Annotated in this window: 12 protein-coding genes and 1 pseudogene; all 13 read right to left on the bottom strand. The window is 47.2% G+C overall.

Features of this window, described 5'->3' with window-relative positions; translation table 11 throughout:
- Window positions 1-181: 181 nt before the first annotated feature.
- Entirely contained in the window at window positions 182-2,011 is a 1,830-nt protein-coding gene (locus tag RE628_RS05405) for an adenine deaminase (RefSeq protein ID WP_309157770.1), read from the bottom strand.
- 385 nt (window positions 2,012-2,396) lie between these two features.
- On the bottom strand, window positions 2,397-2,678 hold the full coding sequence (locus RE628_RS05400; RefSeq protein WP_309157769.1) for a hypothetical protein: 282 nt from the start codon (window positions 2,676-2,678) through the stop codon (window positions 2,397-2,399).
- A gap of 231 nt (window positions 2,679-2,909) precedes the next feature.
- Window positions 2,910-3,056: a YjcZ family sporulation protein gene (locus RE628_RS05395; RefSeq protein ID WP_309157768.1), complete on the bottom strand. Its 147-nt coding sequence runs from the start codon at window positions 3,054-3,056 to the stop codon at window positions 2,910-2,912.
- A gap of 142 nt (window positions 3,057-3,198) precedes the next feature.
- On the bottom strand, window positions 3,199-4,278 hold the full coding sequence (locus RE628_RS05390) for a Gfo/Idh/MocA family protein (RefSeq protein ID WP_309157767.1): 1,080 nt from the start codon (window positions 4,276-4,278) through the stop codon (window positions 3,199-3,201).
- 75 nt (window positions 4,279-4,353) lie between these two features.
- Window positions 4,354-4,542 carry a hypothetical protein gene (locus tag RE628_RS05385; RefSeq protein WP_309157766.1) on the bottom strand — a complete coding sequence of 63 codons (189 nt, stop codon included), beginning with the start codon at window positions 4,540-4,542 and terminating at the stop codon, window positions 4,354-4,356.
- Window positions 4,539-5,447 (bottom strand): Gfo/Idh/MocA family protein, encoded by a 909-nt coding sequence (locus RE628_RS05380; protein ID WP_309157765.1) that lies wholly within the window; start codon window positions 5,445-5,447, stop codon window positions 4,539-4,541. Before RE628_RS05380 ends, RE628_RS05385 begins: the two co-directional genes overlap by 4 nt.
- A 47-nt stretch (window positions 5,448-5,494) precedes the next feature.
- Complete coding sequence (locus tag RE628_RS05375; RefSeq protein ID WP_309157764.1) at window positions 5,495-7,114, bottom strand: response regulator transcription factor; 1,620 nt, start codon at window positions 7,112-7,114, stop codon at window positions 5,495-5,497.
- A gap of 233 nt (window positions 7,115-7,347) precedes the next feature.
- Window positions 7,348-7,713 (bottom strand): sensor histidine kinase, encoded by a 366-nt coding sequence (locus RE628_RS05370; RefSeq protein WP_309157763.1) that lies wholly within the window; start codon window positions 7,711-7,713, stop codon window positions 7,348-7,350.
- Window positions 7,698-9,074: a sensor histidine kinase gene (locus RE628_RS05365; RefSeq protein ID WP_309157762.1), complete on the bottom strand. Its 1,377-nt coding sequence runs from the start codon at window positions 9,072-9,074 to the stop codon at window positions 7,698-7,700. The genes RE628_RS05370 and RE628_RS05365 overlap by 16 nt, the downstream gene beginning before the upstream one ends.
- Window positions 9,075-9,179: 105 nt before the next feature.
- On the bottom strand, window positions 9,180-10,022 hold the full coding sequence (locus tag RE628_RS05360) for a carbohydrate ABC transporter permease (protein ID WP_309157761.1): 843 nt from the start codon (window positions 10,020-10,022) through the stop codon (window positions 9,180-9,182).
- Window positions 10,019-10,978, bottom strand: coding sequence for a carbohydrate ABC transporter permease (locus tag RE628_RS05355; RefSeq protein ID WP_309157760.1), 960 nt, complete (start codon window positions 10,976-10,978; stop codon window positions 10,019-10,021). The genes RE628_RS05360 and RE628_RS05355 overlap by 4 nt, the downstream gene beginning before the upstream one ends.
- A 150-nt stretch (window positions 10,979-11,128) precedes the next feature.
- Window positions 11,129-13,208: pseudogene (locus RE628_RS05350) on the bottom strand (alpha-glucuronidase family glycosyl hydrolase).
- A gap of 60 nt (window positions 13,209-13,268) precedes the next feature.
- Entirely contained in the window at window positions 13,269-14,585 is a 1,317-nt protein-coding gene (locus RE628_RS05345; RefSeq protein WP_309157759.1) for an ABC transporter substrate-binding protein, read from the bottom strand.
- Window positions 14,586-14,815 lie beyond the last annotated feature (230 nt).

Raw genomic sequence — 14,815 nt, 5'->3', positions numbered from 1 at the left:
CATCGAATCTTGAATTCACCCGGGCCTTCCGGTGCTCACGTACCAACTACGTACGCTCCGCTCCTCATGCCCTAGCCTCATCCAACCTTCTCGATGCTGAAAGTCTGACTTTTTAAACGCTCACTATTATTTAACTATGACAAAGGATGTATGTCAAATAGTGACATTCCCGCTGCCTGTCTTATTGCTCCTCTACGAACAAAGGAACCTTCACGAAGCCTTGTTCCGTCATCTTGAACAAGCCGATATCCGAGATACGCAGTTCAGGAATAACGACCAACGCCAGCAGAGACAAGGTCATGAACGCATAGTTCATCGTGCAACCTGCCTGATACAGTGCCTGGCTTACCGCACGAGATTGCTCGGCAACCTGTTCAAACGGCGCATTCGACATCAGTCCAGCCACTGGCAACGGTAGCTTGACAATCTTGTCTTCAGTTACGACAGCAATGCCGCCCTGCATTTCTGCAACGGTGTTCGCAGCCTTGGCCATCAGAGCATCGGAATTCCCGATGATCATCACATTATGACAGTCATGAGCTACGGTTGTAGCAATTGCTGCCGGTACTTTGAAGTCAACATGCGACACCAGACCAACCGATTTGTTGCCCGTCCCTTTGTGACGCTCGATAACCGCCAGCTTGGACAGGCCATCCTCGACTCGGAGCGCAACCCTGCCATTCTCGATCCGCACAGGCACAAGTTCTTCCTTCGTATCCACATGATTCTCACGTACACCGATAGCTCTCGCCGTTAACTCACCGGATTCGATTGGAGCTTCAATGACAAAGTCCTGCTCCATCACCGCGCGAGTGAGATGCACCGAGTTAATAGCTTCGTGTGGATATTCGAAATCAGGCAATTCCACGGTCATCTTGCCATTCTTAGCGACAACTTGTCCAGCCGCAATCGTCATCACGACGTTAACGTCGGCCAAATTACCGTCAAGAATGATCATGTCGGCGAAGGAAGCTGGAGTAATGGTACCTACATCACGGGCAACACCGAAGCGTTCAGCGGTATTGATCGTTGCCATTTGGAAGGCCGTTACCGGACGTACGCCTTGCGAGATCGCATGACGAACTACGAAGTCCATATGTCCTTCATCAACAAGAGATTCCGGACTACGGTCGTCTGTTACGAGCATCATACGACGCGTATCAATGCCATAGTCCGTATGAGCCTTAATGGATTCGGCCACATCATGCCAGGCCGAACCGCGTCTCATTTTGGCGTACATGCCTCTTCTTACACGTTCAATAACATCCTCGGCATTTACACACTCGTGGTCTCCGGTAATTCCACCAGCCGCATAAGCAGAAATTCTCCAATCATCCACCGGCCACGTAAAGTGTCCGTCAGCAACTCGTCCAGCCCGCAAGGTTGCCTGGATCTCTCCGATCATTTTCTCGTCTCCGTACACAACACCCGGAAAGTTCATAACCTCGCCCAAGGCGATCATATCAGGACCCCAAGTGAAGGCTTCGGCGACCTCTGCAGGGCCGATCTCGGCACCCGCCGTCTCCATATCCGGACCTGTAGACGGAACGCATGAAGCAACCTGCATATAAGCTGCAAGCGGGGTTTGTCTGGCTTCGTCCAGCATCAGTCTCAGACCAGGCAGCCCCAATACGTTCGTAATCTCATGAGCATCAAAAAATCCGCCCGTCGTACCCTTCGAAAGCACGGCTCTGGCGAATTGGGTTGGTGTGATCTGACTACTCTCAATATGGCAATGCCCATCAAGTAAGCCAGGAGCAACATAACGGCCGGCAGCATCGATGATCTTCGTATCTGCACCGATCATATGGCTGGCATCCGCCCCTACAAAAGCAATTCGGCTGCCCTGCACACCGATCGATATACCGTCCTGAATTTCTCCCGAGCATACATTAACCAGCTTCGCATTCTGTATTACCAATGTAGCCTTCTTATCTCCACGTGCCGTAGCAACCAGATCAGGCACACAATCGGCAAGATGAGGTCTAGCAAAAAACTGTGACGTACTCATGATTATGAAATCCTCCTACTCAATAGTTGTCCTGCTCTAATGTCGCATATTCCATTGGAGCCAATGTTACTTAGTTTAATCAAGCATATACAATACGATTTCGATTTGCAATTCTATATCACCCTTTAGAAGTTGTTCAAAAAGTCCGCTTTTGATCACGAAGTAACACTGAGAACTTATTCGACATCGAATCTTGAATTCAGCCGGGCCTAAGCGGATGCATACGAAGTCATGTTTCCTCCGGAAACATCTCAGGTGCTCACGTACCCACTACGTACGCTCCGCTCCTCAGTCCCTAGCTTCATTCAACTGAAGCGTTTTGAAAAAACGCACATCGGAAGCATAAGCTTCGGTGCTGAAAACCGTACTTTTTGAACACGTACCATTAGTACTTCGTCCAATAATCCGTGTTACTTGATATCACCGGCTTAGGTTTAGGCATAGAAGTATCCCGTTCCCATCCCTCCAGAATTACAATGGTATCGAGCAGAGGATTATCCGGCCAGAAAATATACCGCTGCTGCACTAACACATCTAGGGCGGACTTGATATCCGTGAATTGTCGGCCAGTAGTACGTTCCAATTCAGGTTTGGTTGGCATTCGACGCCGCTGCGTTGAGAAGTTATACAGAATTCGAAGCACTTTACGTTCCAGATCATTTAACATCCCTATCACCTCATATGAGAACATATGTTTGTATTATATGCCTATTCCATACAAATAATCAATATACGAGATCAATAATAGAGGTTGTTCACAGGCATTTTTTGACACACAATAATATGCAAAAAAAAGCCCACCAACCATTAAGGTTAGTAGGCTTCTCTTATTCCGGATCTTTCCAGATGAGATTACAGTAGAGCCTGTTTATTGTCTAATAGATAAGTCGATGATTAATTAAAAGCAAAAGCTTCTTGTAATAATCACCAGCAAAATAAACAGAACTAAGATCGCCCCAGTGGAAGTCCATAATCCGCCAACTCCAGGACCGTAACCTAAACCGCCGACTCCAGGTCCACAACCTAAACCGCCAACTTCACCCATCGTGTATCCCTCCTTGATTAAGAGTACACAGCATCATATTCGTCTATGCCAAAGAGTGATTAGGCATCTGTCTCAGTACCCTTCGCCCAATTATCGGATATCTGTCATGGTTGGGTTCTCCGCTTAAAATGTATCCAGTTCTCTATCTAGCCCAACGCTGACGCTGGGTCTCGACAATCTCGCCCGATAAAATCGCCTTCTCGATCATCATACCCAGATAATGATCCTGTGAAGCCTCCGCGACACTGTAGAACTCGGGCCCTCCAGCTATATAATCAGCCATCTTCTGTAGGCATTCTGCGATGGCAATCTCATCATCATATAATCTGGCCGGAGCGAAAGGGTTCTCGTACAACCAACTCTCCCCACACAGAATCCCTTGCAGGAAGTAACCCTCCTGATTCTCCATTTCCCCTTTATTGATCCGCTTCAATTCCATTTGGAGCGGAACCGTTGACTCCTGTTGAATTAAAACGCGACTGTCGAAAATCTCTCCCCTCTCCCCTCTAACTGACAGATGGTTCGAGCGGGTCCAGGAGCGGTGTTGATCCTTGGTGAAATCGTATATTCCGAGACGATCCCCGAAATCCAGCCAGGCCAGATCTCTCTGCAGAGGAATCATTCTATCTTCCGTCGGATTCCCGTCGCGTGTCGGTCCCAAGGCCCATTGAGATTGGAAACGCATCCCCCTGATTTTCACATTTTCAAATGATATCCCCAGCATTTTACGAATAAGACTGACGCCGTGATATAGGTGAGAGATCGATACTGTTGCCTCGGTAATTCTCCCTAATCTCCCTGAACGAATTAGGGCCAAGCGAGCTTCCTGGATCGGATGGAACTGGTACTGCTCAGCCACCTGAATACGGGCCCCAGTTACACTTGTTTTATCATGCAACAGTTCAAGACCCTCTAGATCGGGAGCTGGTGGTGTCTCCGCTAATACGGGAACCCCTTCTTCTGCCAGTCTATACAAATAATTCAGACCTTCATTGCCGCTTACGGAGACGACGATAAAATCCGGGCTTTCATTTTGCAGCAACTGATCCAATGTCCGATATGTAGATACACCCCATTTTTTCTCCATGTCTAGCGCCTTGGCCTCATTCCTGACAACCATACCACTGACCTGGAACCGTTCGGGCATCGCTTGAGCAATTCTGAGATAATACTGCGAGCGGTAGCCAGCGCCGCCGATAATGCTGAATTTCACCGGAACCATAGTTTTCCTCCTAACATAAGCATCCTACTAACCTTACTGTTACTTATCCACGCGATAGACACTTGAACTCTCCTTCTAATGGAAGCGCGGTGCGGTCGCTAGTAAACCTTCACGTGTATAAAATAAACTATCTTCACTCAGCGGCAAATTAACCGATCTTCTCGTTGTCCCCGCTTCATAGATCGCTGTAATTAGTTCAATGACTTTCCGACCCTCATATCCATCGATCAGTACCTTCAGCGAATTATGCTCAATCGCTCTCAAAATATCATCAATCTGTCCAGCATGGCCACTGTACTGCAGTGACTTATAACTACGTCCGTATTCTTCGATCTCCTGCTCCAGTGCCTGATTCCGCTCCGGAAATCCGTCCGGCCTTGAAGTGGAAGCATACACCTTCCATGGCGTTGATATTCGGGCTCTCTCCCCTGAAGGATAATCTGCCGTTCCTCGCCATGATGCACAACCGAGCTTGTAACTTGTGCCACTCCACCTTGCTCATAGCTGAAGATAGCTATCGAGATGTCCTCCACTTCCGAGTTGCTATGCGAGGCATTACTGATGACTGCCTGTACGGTCTGCGGCATCCCCATCATCCATTGCAGCAGATCGATATGATGGACACCATGATTCAGCGTACAACCGCCCCCTTCCTGCTCCCATGTTCCTCTCCACCACTTATCGTAGTAGCTAGCGCCTCTCCACCAATGAGCCTCTACCTGGGCATGGACGATTCGGCCTGCCAAACCGGAACCGAGCATGTATTTGAGCTTCATCATGGAATCATCGAAGCGGCTCTGTCCAATGACAGACAGGATGCGTCCCGCTTGTTCGGCGGCTTCCAACATCCGATCACATTCTTCCAGAGACATCGCCATCGGCTTCTCCACCAGGACATGCTTACCCGCAAGCAGACAATTGGCTGCAATCTCGGCATGAGTACGGGGAGGGGTGCAGATCGAGATTAAATCTATATCCTCATTGTGAAGTAGCTCATGATAGTCCTCAGTAATTGTGCAATCGAGCTGAAATTCTTCCTTCAGTCTGTATGCTTTCTCCACATGGCTATTTGCGAGCGCGATGACTTTACAGCGCTGCGGAAACAGAGCATAAGCCTGAAGATGAGCCCTGGAAATAGAGCCTGTTCCTATTATTGCAACGCGAATCATAAGCGCCCCCCTTTAAGCAGTTGTTCAAAAAGTCCACTATAACCTCTTTATTTGATGAGTTCCGTTGGATTCATTCCGGTAACCTTCTTGAATAATGTGCTAAAGTAAGGAACATTCTTATAGCCGACCTGCTCCGCCACCTCATAGACGAGCAGATTGCGTTCCAGTAATAGCTCACGTGCTTTCTCCATCCGCACTCGGGTCAAATAGTTGTTGAATGTCTCACCCGTAATATTCTTGAAAATGATCGATAAATGATTCCGGGAAATGTACACTTTGTCCGACAGATCGGCAAGCGTTAAGTCTTCAGCATAATGCTCATGAATATACTGGGTCATGAAGTCGACAACCTGTCTGTGCTTGCTGCTTCCTTTCATCTGCCGGCTGTTGCAGATTATTGAGATCTTTGCCAACAGCCACTCCGCCAGTTGCTCTGGTCGGCATAACGTGAGCAGTTCCTTGGCAATCTGGTCATTCGTGAATAGATCATCGAGGAAAAGACCCGCTTCATACAAACTGTAGGTCATGATGCCCCATAATTCGCTGCCTAGCATCTGTACATAATCCTTGGAGATTCCGCCCTGCTTCTTGAGCTCTTCTATATACTCTGCGACGATTTGTTGTGCCTCAGTCTCCTGGGCCGTCTTCATGGCACTAGCCAGTTTGAACGAGAACTTGACCGGGAACAACGCGACCGTCTCCGAATCTTCTCTCGTCTGTCCTTTATATATGTACAAATCGTAGGAAGGGACCATCCTCTGCTCGCGGCGATCAATCGCTCGAAAGGCTTCCTCTGTCGATTCCGGCAGCTTCGCCCATTCCCCGCGAATCCTTCCGATTCCAACACAAATCGCAAGCCTTAAGTAGCTTTTGACGTTGTCGATCAGCTTGACACCAAGCTCCTTTAGCGTATCCTCCAATTGTTCGCAGGAACTACCACGCTCGGGATGGATGATCAATACAGCTCTTGTACTATGAAGTTCTGTATACTCGATGACAGGGAATACCTTCCGAGCAACTTCGCAGACGATATTGCTAATAGCGAAGCGGAATAAATTCCAGTCGGACACGGACAGCTCATCCGCCCGGCCATCGCGAACCAAATCAATACCAATCGCCGCATGACTACATTCAGCCCAATATTGATAAGGCTCCGGCAGGTGATCGCCATCTTGATAATACTGGTTAAGCGTGCCTACTGCGGCAGATCTTACCCACTCCTTTTCGATAAAAGGCTCATAGATCATCAGTTTATGTTTAAGCTCCACCTGGATATTGAGCTTCTCTTCCTCTTCAACAAGCTCTTGAATAACTTTATATAATACAGTCTTTAAAGTAGGTACACTGATCGGCTTGGACACATAATCGCTGACATTAAAGCGCAGTGCCTGCCTTGCATGCTCAAAGTCAGAATACCCGCTAAGAATGATAATTTTCCCACCAAATCCGTCTTTTCTTAAATGCTCGATCATATCCAACCCGTTCATCACCGGCATATATATATCCGTAATGACGATATCAGGCTGTGTCTCCCGGATCATATCCAATCCATCCTCGCCGTTCAGCGCTTCCCCGGCCCATTCCGCATCCAGCTCTCCCCAAGGAATAACCCGCTTCATCCCTTGCAGTACCTGGCGTTCATCATCAATAATGGCGATCTTCCGCACGATACTTACCTCCTTAAGCCTTGCAAAGATTAAAAGATTCATCGTATTAGGGATATAAAGGTTTTGAACACGTACATATAGTAAAATTCAGTATCAGACTGAAAGATTCGTATAACAAGACCAGCGGCTCTAATAAACCGCTTTCAATTACTATAATACTTATCGGCATCTCCCCTGGATATACGAGAGATGCACGATTTGTTTAAAAATAAACCGAAGTGTTCATTCTCTTACTAAGCTGGCGGCTTTGTTAATAGAGGGAGGGTAATCTCGACTCTAGTTCCGCCTTCTTCCCGTTCACTGAGAGTGATTCCGTATTGCTCTCCGAAATAACCTGAGATCCGTTCTCTGACATTACGGATACCATAACCTCCAGTACGACGCTTCTGCTTCTCATCAACTACTTTTGTTAAGCCACTGCCATCATCATCAATGATAATGAATAACGAATCCTCATTCGCTGTCAGCTTGATATACACATAGCCGTGCAGTCTTTTGTTAAATCCATGAACGATGGAATTTTCTACGAATGGCTGGAGTGTCAGCTTCGGAATGAAGAACTGCCTAAGCTCTGCCGATGCATCTATCGCATATTGCAATCCTCCGCCCAGCGCAATTGCTGGATCTCCAGATAACTCTTGATATGCTCCACCTCGTCGCCAATCGTAATGAAGGTGTCTCCGTTGGACAAGCCGATACGGAACATACGACCCATCAGCTCTAATATTCGGCTGAGTTCATCCTGCCCGGCTTCAATCGCCATCCAATTCAGCTGATCCAGCATATTATAGAGGAAATGAGGGTTGATATTGGCCTGCAGCGCCTCAATCTCTGCCTTCCGTTGCTGCTCATAACGAAGCTGCACAGACTGGTACAGCTCCTCGATCCGTTCATTCTGTTTGCGGTAACCCGCGAACAGATAACCGAATTCGTTCTCATAATCAGCAGACAGTTCCACATTGTTACCTTCTACCGAATACATCCGCATCGCTACCACCAATTCATTGATTGGTTTCGTAAACTGTCTACTAATATATAACGTCAGAAGTAAGACAAGCAGTACGGCAGCGATACCAATCAGCGCGATGACCTCGGCTAATCTAAAACTGTCCTCCGTAATCTGTTTCCATGACGTCATCTCGATTAGAGTCCAATTGGAATTGTCCAGCTTCGAATACACTAATAGAGAGTCGCCCACATTCGAGTTGCCGCGAATATGGACATAACCAGACTGTTGATCTTTCAGGTCAATCCACTTGGACAGCTCATTCTGATTCAGCACGTGACCGATCTTCACAATCTGCTCCCCAGCCATATTCGTCATCATTCGGTTCGGATCGGTACTATTTCCTGACAAAAGGGAACGAATCTGTTCGGCTTTGATATGTATGACGAGAACACCCAGATAGTTATCGTTGTACATGATTTTACGGGCGAAGCTAAGAACTGAAACATCACCCTGGAAACCATCCACTTTATGTTCACTGCTCCAAGCGAAATCATTCTTATCCAGCATATGGGACCATTCCTGCTTACTCATATCGTTAAGATCCCGAAATTGAATATAGTACTTGGATTCTCCCAGAAAAGGACGGTTCATATAGAGATCAATCCCCTGTATCAGAGGGATCGAGTAAGTTAAATTAGCGAGTGCATTTTGTACACCGACATATCTCCGGTATCGGTCATATTCATCGTCTCTATTCGTGAGAAGATGAATTAGCTCGCTGTCACGGGAGGTTGATAACGAGATTTGCTCGATCGTAACAAGTCGCGTCGTAATCTCGTTATTCAATTCATCTAACAGTTGTTGCTGGTAGTGGGAGGTTGTCCGTACCAGCGCTTTCGATGAGATGCTATAGCTGGCCCAGGCAATCAGAGCGATGACGATCACGATTACAGCTGAGAACAGATAGAAGAAGAGCCGATCGATCCTGAATTTCTTGAAAGGGTTTGTCATGCTAGTCTACTTCCTCCAATCGTGAAATGAGAAAGAGCGGTAAAGCAGTGAACAGAACTGTTCATCGCTTTACCGCATATAAGCATAGGGATGATGCCCTTCATTTTATCCTTTAATTCCTGTTGTAGCAATACCTTCTACAAAGTGCTTCTGCAGGAACATGAACACGAGTGTAGCAGGCATGATAGAGACGAGCGACATGGCCAGCAATTGTCCCCATTCCTGAGCAGATTGGGAATCATTAATCATCCGTAGAGCCAAACCTACTGTATATTTATCAACAGAGTTGATATAGAGCAAGTGCCCTAAGAAGTCATCCCAGTTCCACAGGAAGCAGAAGATCATAACGGTCACGATCGCTGGCTTGGTCAGCGGCATAACGATCCGCCAGTAGATACCGAACCAGGTGCAGCCGTCTATTTTGGCCGATTCATCCAGCTCCCTCGGAATCCCTCTTACGAACTGGATTAGCAGGAAGACGAAGAAGGTTCCGCCGGCACCCGTCGCTAGCAAGTGAGGCACGATGAACGGAAGATACGTATTCACCCAGCCAAGTTTATAGAACAAGGAGTATTGCGGGATAATCAATACTTGCCCAGGCATCATAATTGTTAGCATCAGCAGAGAGAACCAGAAGTTCTTAAGCGGAAAGTCCAATCTACCGAATCCGAATGCCACGAGCGTACAAGATACTAACGTAACGATTAACACTGCAATTTCAAGCCCAAAGGTGTTGATATAGAAATCGGTAAAGGAATGACCTGGTACCGAATTCCACCCTTTTGTAAAATTGCTCCACATCGGCACGGTAGGAAATATATTCGGCGAGCCCATCTCTGTGTTGCTCTTCAAGGCCGCTCCAATCCACCAAAGAATCGGATATACCATTAAAAGACTGAACAGGATCATGAAAGTATGACGGATGGCTGATTTCCATTGTTTTGTCATTTTCTCTTCTTACCTCCTGTCTCTTCGTAGAATACCCAGTATTTCGAGGTACCTGCGATAATAAGTGTAGCCGCGACGATCATCACGAGCATGATCCAGGCCAGAGCAGAAGAGTAACCTAATTGATAACGGCTAAATGCACGTTCGTACAAGTAGAGAGCGTAGACATACGTCGAGTTCATCGGTCCTCCGTTCGTAATAACAAATGCGGAGGTAAACATTTGGAACGAGTTGATGACAGCCATAATCAAGTTGAAATACATAATTGGCGAGAGCATCGGTAAGGTGATCTTGAAAAATTGCACGAACTTGTTCGCACCATCTACTCCGGATGCCTCATACAGATCGGATGGTATCTGCTTCAATCCAGCCAGGAAAATAACCATCGTCGAGCCGAACTGCCATACGCTAAGCAGGACCAATGTCCCGAGCGCTGTATCCGGATTGGTAATCCAACCCTTCCCTGCGATGCCGAACACCGCAATAATCTTGTTGAACACACCATCTACGCCGAAGATATTCCGCCACAAGAGCGAAACTGCAATACTGCCGCCGATCAACGAAGGGAAATAAATCGCGGTACGATAGAAAGTAATCCCCTTAATAGCCCGGTTAAGTATCATCGCCACCAATAAGGCGAAGATTAGTTTCAACGGTACGGAAGCCAGCACATACATGAAGGTAACTTTAACGGATTGAACAAATTTCGGATCGGAGTTGAAAATTAGATCGTAATTCTTAAGTCCAATCCAGTTGATTGGCTCCATTAAAGTATAGTTTGTAAAGGAATAATACAAGGACAGAAATAACGGATATGCCGTAAGACAGAAAAATCCGATTAGCCAAGGCGAAATGAATAAATAGCCTGCTATGGGGGCGTTCCATCTACTTAGAAAAGGACGGCGTCTCTTAGGATTCTTTACCGCACTAGTAGCAACGGCCGTAGAACTTTTCATATGTACTCACCTCTTGTAGTCAATTTATATCTTAAGTATAAAGGCGCCCCTATAGGGACTAAAGGAGAGGAATCCTCGAAATCTTTCAAAATATAACGAAAAAAAGAAGAAGCATTCACGCTTCTCCTTCTTATTGGAAACTATGCAAAATTAATAAATCTCTCTACCTAGCTCATCAGCAATGCCACATCTGCGATAGAAATACGTATTGATCCGGTCGCGCCACTCCTTGGCGTGCTCAGCCTGCTCGGCCAGACGATCCGCCACCTGCTGATGCAGCTGTACATCCATCCGATCCGCAAGCTGTGCCCATCTGTCCTTAAGCTCTGCAGCCCGCTTTGCACCTTCGAAATGTGTATCATAGATATGCTGAATGACAGTCTTGCCAGAGTGCAGCACATGCGTATAAGGCACATGATGGAAGAAGAGCAGCAGATTGTCTGGACAAGTCTTCAGCGACTCATAAATGTCGAAGTTTGCTCCGGTATATTGCGTCGTATAGCCAGTACCCGTCGCCTGAGTTCGATCTACACCGACCCCTTGCCAATCCGCAAAATGATAGGTTCCCCACATCGAATATTCATACCCCTCGACGTCTGGGCCATAATGATGATTCGGACTCACCATAAAGCCTACACCAAGCGGAGCCGTATACGCCTCATAAATACCCAGGAATCCATCAATAATCGCAGGATCGCATCGACCAGGTCCGCATCACCGCCAAAGGTCATACGAATCCATTCCTCTGCGATTTGTTCCGAAGACAGCTCTGGATTCCAGGCCAGGCGGCCATAGCCATACAGATTGGCCTGCGCCAGTAGATGACCGGTCCAGTTGGCATCATTACCGATATTGGAGACGGCGGCAAAGCCACTGTAGCGGTTGCCATGCAGACTGCCGTCGACAATACGCTTCACTGTCGAGCCTTCACCTTTGAGATGAGTATCGAAGTCAAGCACTTCTTTCCACTGCGGAACAAGATAGCATACATGGCGCTGCTGTCCTGTATATTCCTGAGTGATCTGGAATTCAATCACCTGGTTGGTCGCAGGCATCGCCCCAAGCAGCGGAGATATAGGCTCGCGTACTTGGAAATCAATCGGACCATTCTTCACCTGTAGAATTACATTCTCCTTGAACTGTCCATCTAGCGGATTGAAATGATCGTAAGCGGCCCGCGCCCGATCTGTCTTCCGATCGCGCCAATCCTGCTTACAATTGTAGACGAAGCAGCGCCAGATCACGATGCCGTCATGCGGTTCAAGCGCTTCGGCTAGCATATTCGCTCCTTCGGCATGATTGCGGCCGTAAGTGAATGGTCCTGGACGATTCTCGGAGTCAGCCTTCACTAAGAAGCCACCGAAATCAGGGATCGCCGTATATACCTCGGACGCCGCATTACGCCACCATTGACGGACGGACGGATCAAGCGGATCCGCTGTAGCGATACCTCCAATTTCCAATGGGCTAGCATAATTGACGCTCAGGAACAGCTTGATCCCGTAGGCACGGAAAATATCGGCCAGTCTGGCCACATCAGGCAAATATTCTGGCGTAATAAGCATGGTCTCATACTTATGAACATTGACGTTGTTAATGGAGATCGCATTAATTCCAGAAGAGGCAAGCAGCCTTGCATAATCGCGAATGCGCTCCAGATCGCTCGTAATTTTATTGTCCTCATAGAAGATCGATTTACCCGCGTAGCCTCGCTCGATGCTGCCGTCGATATTGTCCCATTGATTGACCATCCGCAATTGATTGGCCGGATTCTCTAGTATATTCAGACCGTCAACAGCGGCGCCAGCACCAAAGAGACGCAATAGATGGAAGACTCCATATAGAATACCGACGGAGGATACCGCACCGATCATGATGCATTCCGCCGAGCTGTCTGTTCGAATGACGTAGCCTTCCTCGTGAACCCTCGAGGAAATCCCATCTTGAAATGCGCCATCAATTACAGCGTTGCTGCCAAAAATCCCTAACGCAATGCATGAAGATGGTTCCCGCTGCCAGTTACAACTGGGGCTTGACCAAGCATTCCTTCAAGACCCCGGGATAACTCAGCGATGGCAGCTTGAATGATCACGTTACGCTCCGCATGTTCCGCTATCACGATGCGATTATATGGCAAGTACCGCTCGCGTAGATCGCCAGATGGTATTCTGCGATATCCGAGCCAGGCTTGATAGCCGTCCCCTGTATTAGGAAATGCACGTGTATTCATATGGTAGTCCTCCCAATGCTAAGACCCGGAACGGACTCGTCCCGGGCTCCAGCTTTAAAATTATTTTTCGTATCCCTTAGAAGCGTCTTTCAATTGATCAAAGGCTTGCTCCGGAGTAATCTTATTGAAGCTAAGTTGATCGCGAACAAGCTGCCAGTCTTTATCAATAAAGTTCGTCCAGCCGCCAGCACCAGCAGACCAAGTTTGGCCATCCGGCTCAGTTGCACGCAGCAATTCCATACCGACTTTATCAACATCGCTCATGTTTTCTTCAAGTGCTTTAGCATTGTCTTTGTTTACAGGCAATCCACGTTGTGTTCCCAAGATTTTTGCCGCCTCAGGATCGTTCAGGAACCAGTTAACGAATTCTTTCGCTTCTTTCTCATGCTTCGTGCCTTCGGTTACTGCCAAATACATGGAAGGCTTCAACCATCCGCCTGCTTCTTCCGAACGAGGCATTGTTACCAATGCGTAAGCCCCTGGATGCAAGCTGTCCCAAGAACCATAGTTGTTGGAGAAGCTCAGACGCATCAAGATTTTGCCTGAAGCCATCAAGTCCATTTGTGGGTCAAATTGAACGTCGGAAGAATTCACATCAGCCGGAGGTACGATTCCATCTTTGCGCAATTCTTCGAATCTTCTTGTCCAATCCAGGAAAACGTCTTGATCAACGTTGAATTTGCCGTCATCCGTGATAACTTGACCTTTGCCTTTACTGTATTGGTATGCAGAATAAGCAAAGTAGTCGCCGGCAAGGTCTTGCGAGAAGTATTGTCCACTCGGAAGCTTAGACTTGGATTCCTTAGCAAGGGCGAAGAAATCTTCCCAAGTCCATCCATTTTGTGGATTACTAAGGCCTAGCTTGTCCATAGCGGCTTTGTCATAGATCATTCCATAAGCTACGGAGCCAAGTGGAACTGCATATTGCTTGCCATCGAATTGCCCGCCAGCCAGCACTTTTGCATCAACCTTACTCACATCAACTTCTGGAGCCAGATCGACCAATTGACCGCGTGCGGCCCAATCTGGAGTCCAGCCCGGATCTAATTGAACTACGTCCGGTGCGTTCTTAGCCGCTGCCTGTGTAGACAACTTGTCCAAGTAACCGTCCATACCGGAATATTCAGGTTCAAAAGTAATGTTAGGATGATTCTTTGTGTATAAGTCTAATGCTGCCAATGTCGCTTCATGACGAGGTTGCGAACCCCACCACATAATACGAAGTTTTACTTGCTGATCCCCTGCTGCTGCTGTTGAATTACCAGCTTTGTCCGATGACGAGTTATTCTTTGCTTCTCCTCCGCCACCGCAAGCAACCAGCGACCCCAACAGAGTTGTTGCTGCCAATACTGTCAGGAAACGCTTCCATTTAAACATCTTTAACCCCTCCTGTATTGAATCAATAATTTCTTGCTGCGTTTTTATATTATCAATTCAAGATGAAGGTTCATATAAGAATGATCCACGATTTATTTTAAAATAGTCCGAAAATAAGTCTGAATAACGCGAGAATATGACATTATAAGACTTAAAAATACAATATATCCCAAAATCTCCCGACAAATTCTGACTAAATCACTTCGATCAGATTCTGCCGGGAGACGAAT

Source organism: Paenibacillus sp. D2_2, from assembly GCF_031199965.1.
Classification (GTDB): domain Bacteria; phylum Bacillota; class Bacilli; order Paenibacillales; family Paenibacillaceae; genus Fontibacillus.
The sequence above is the reverse complement of the archived record's forward strand: the minus strand, read 5'-3'. Positions and strand labels throughout refer to the sequence as shown.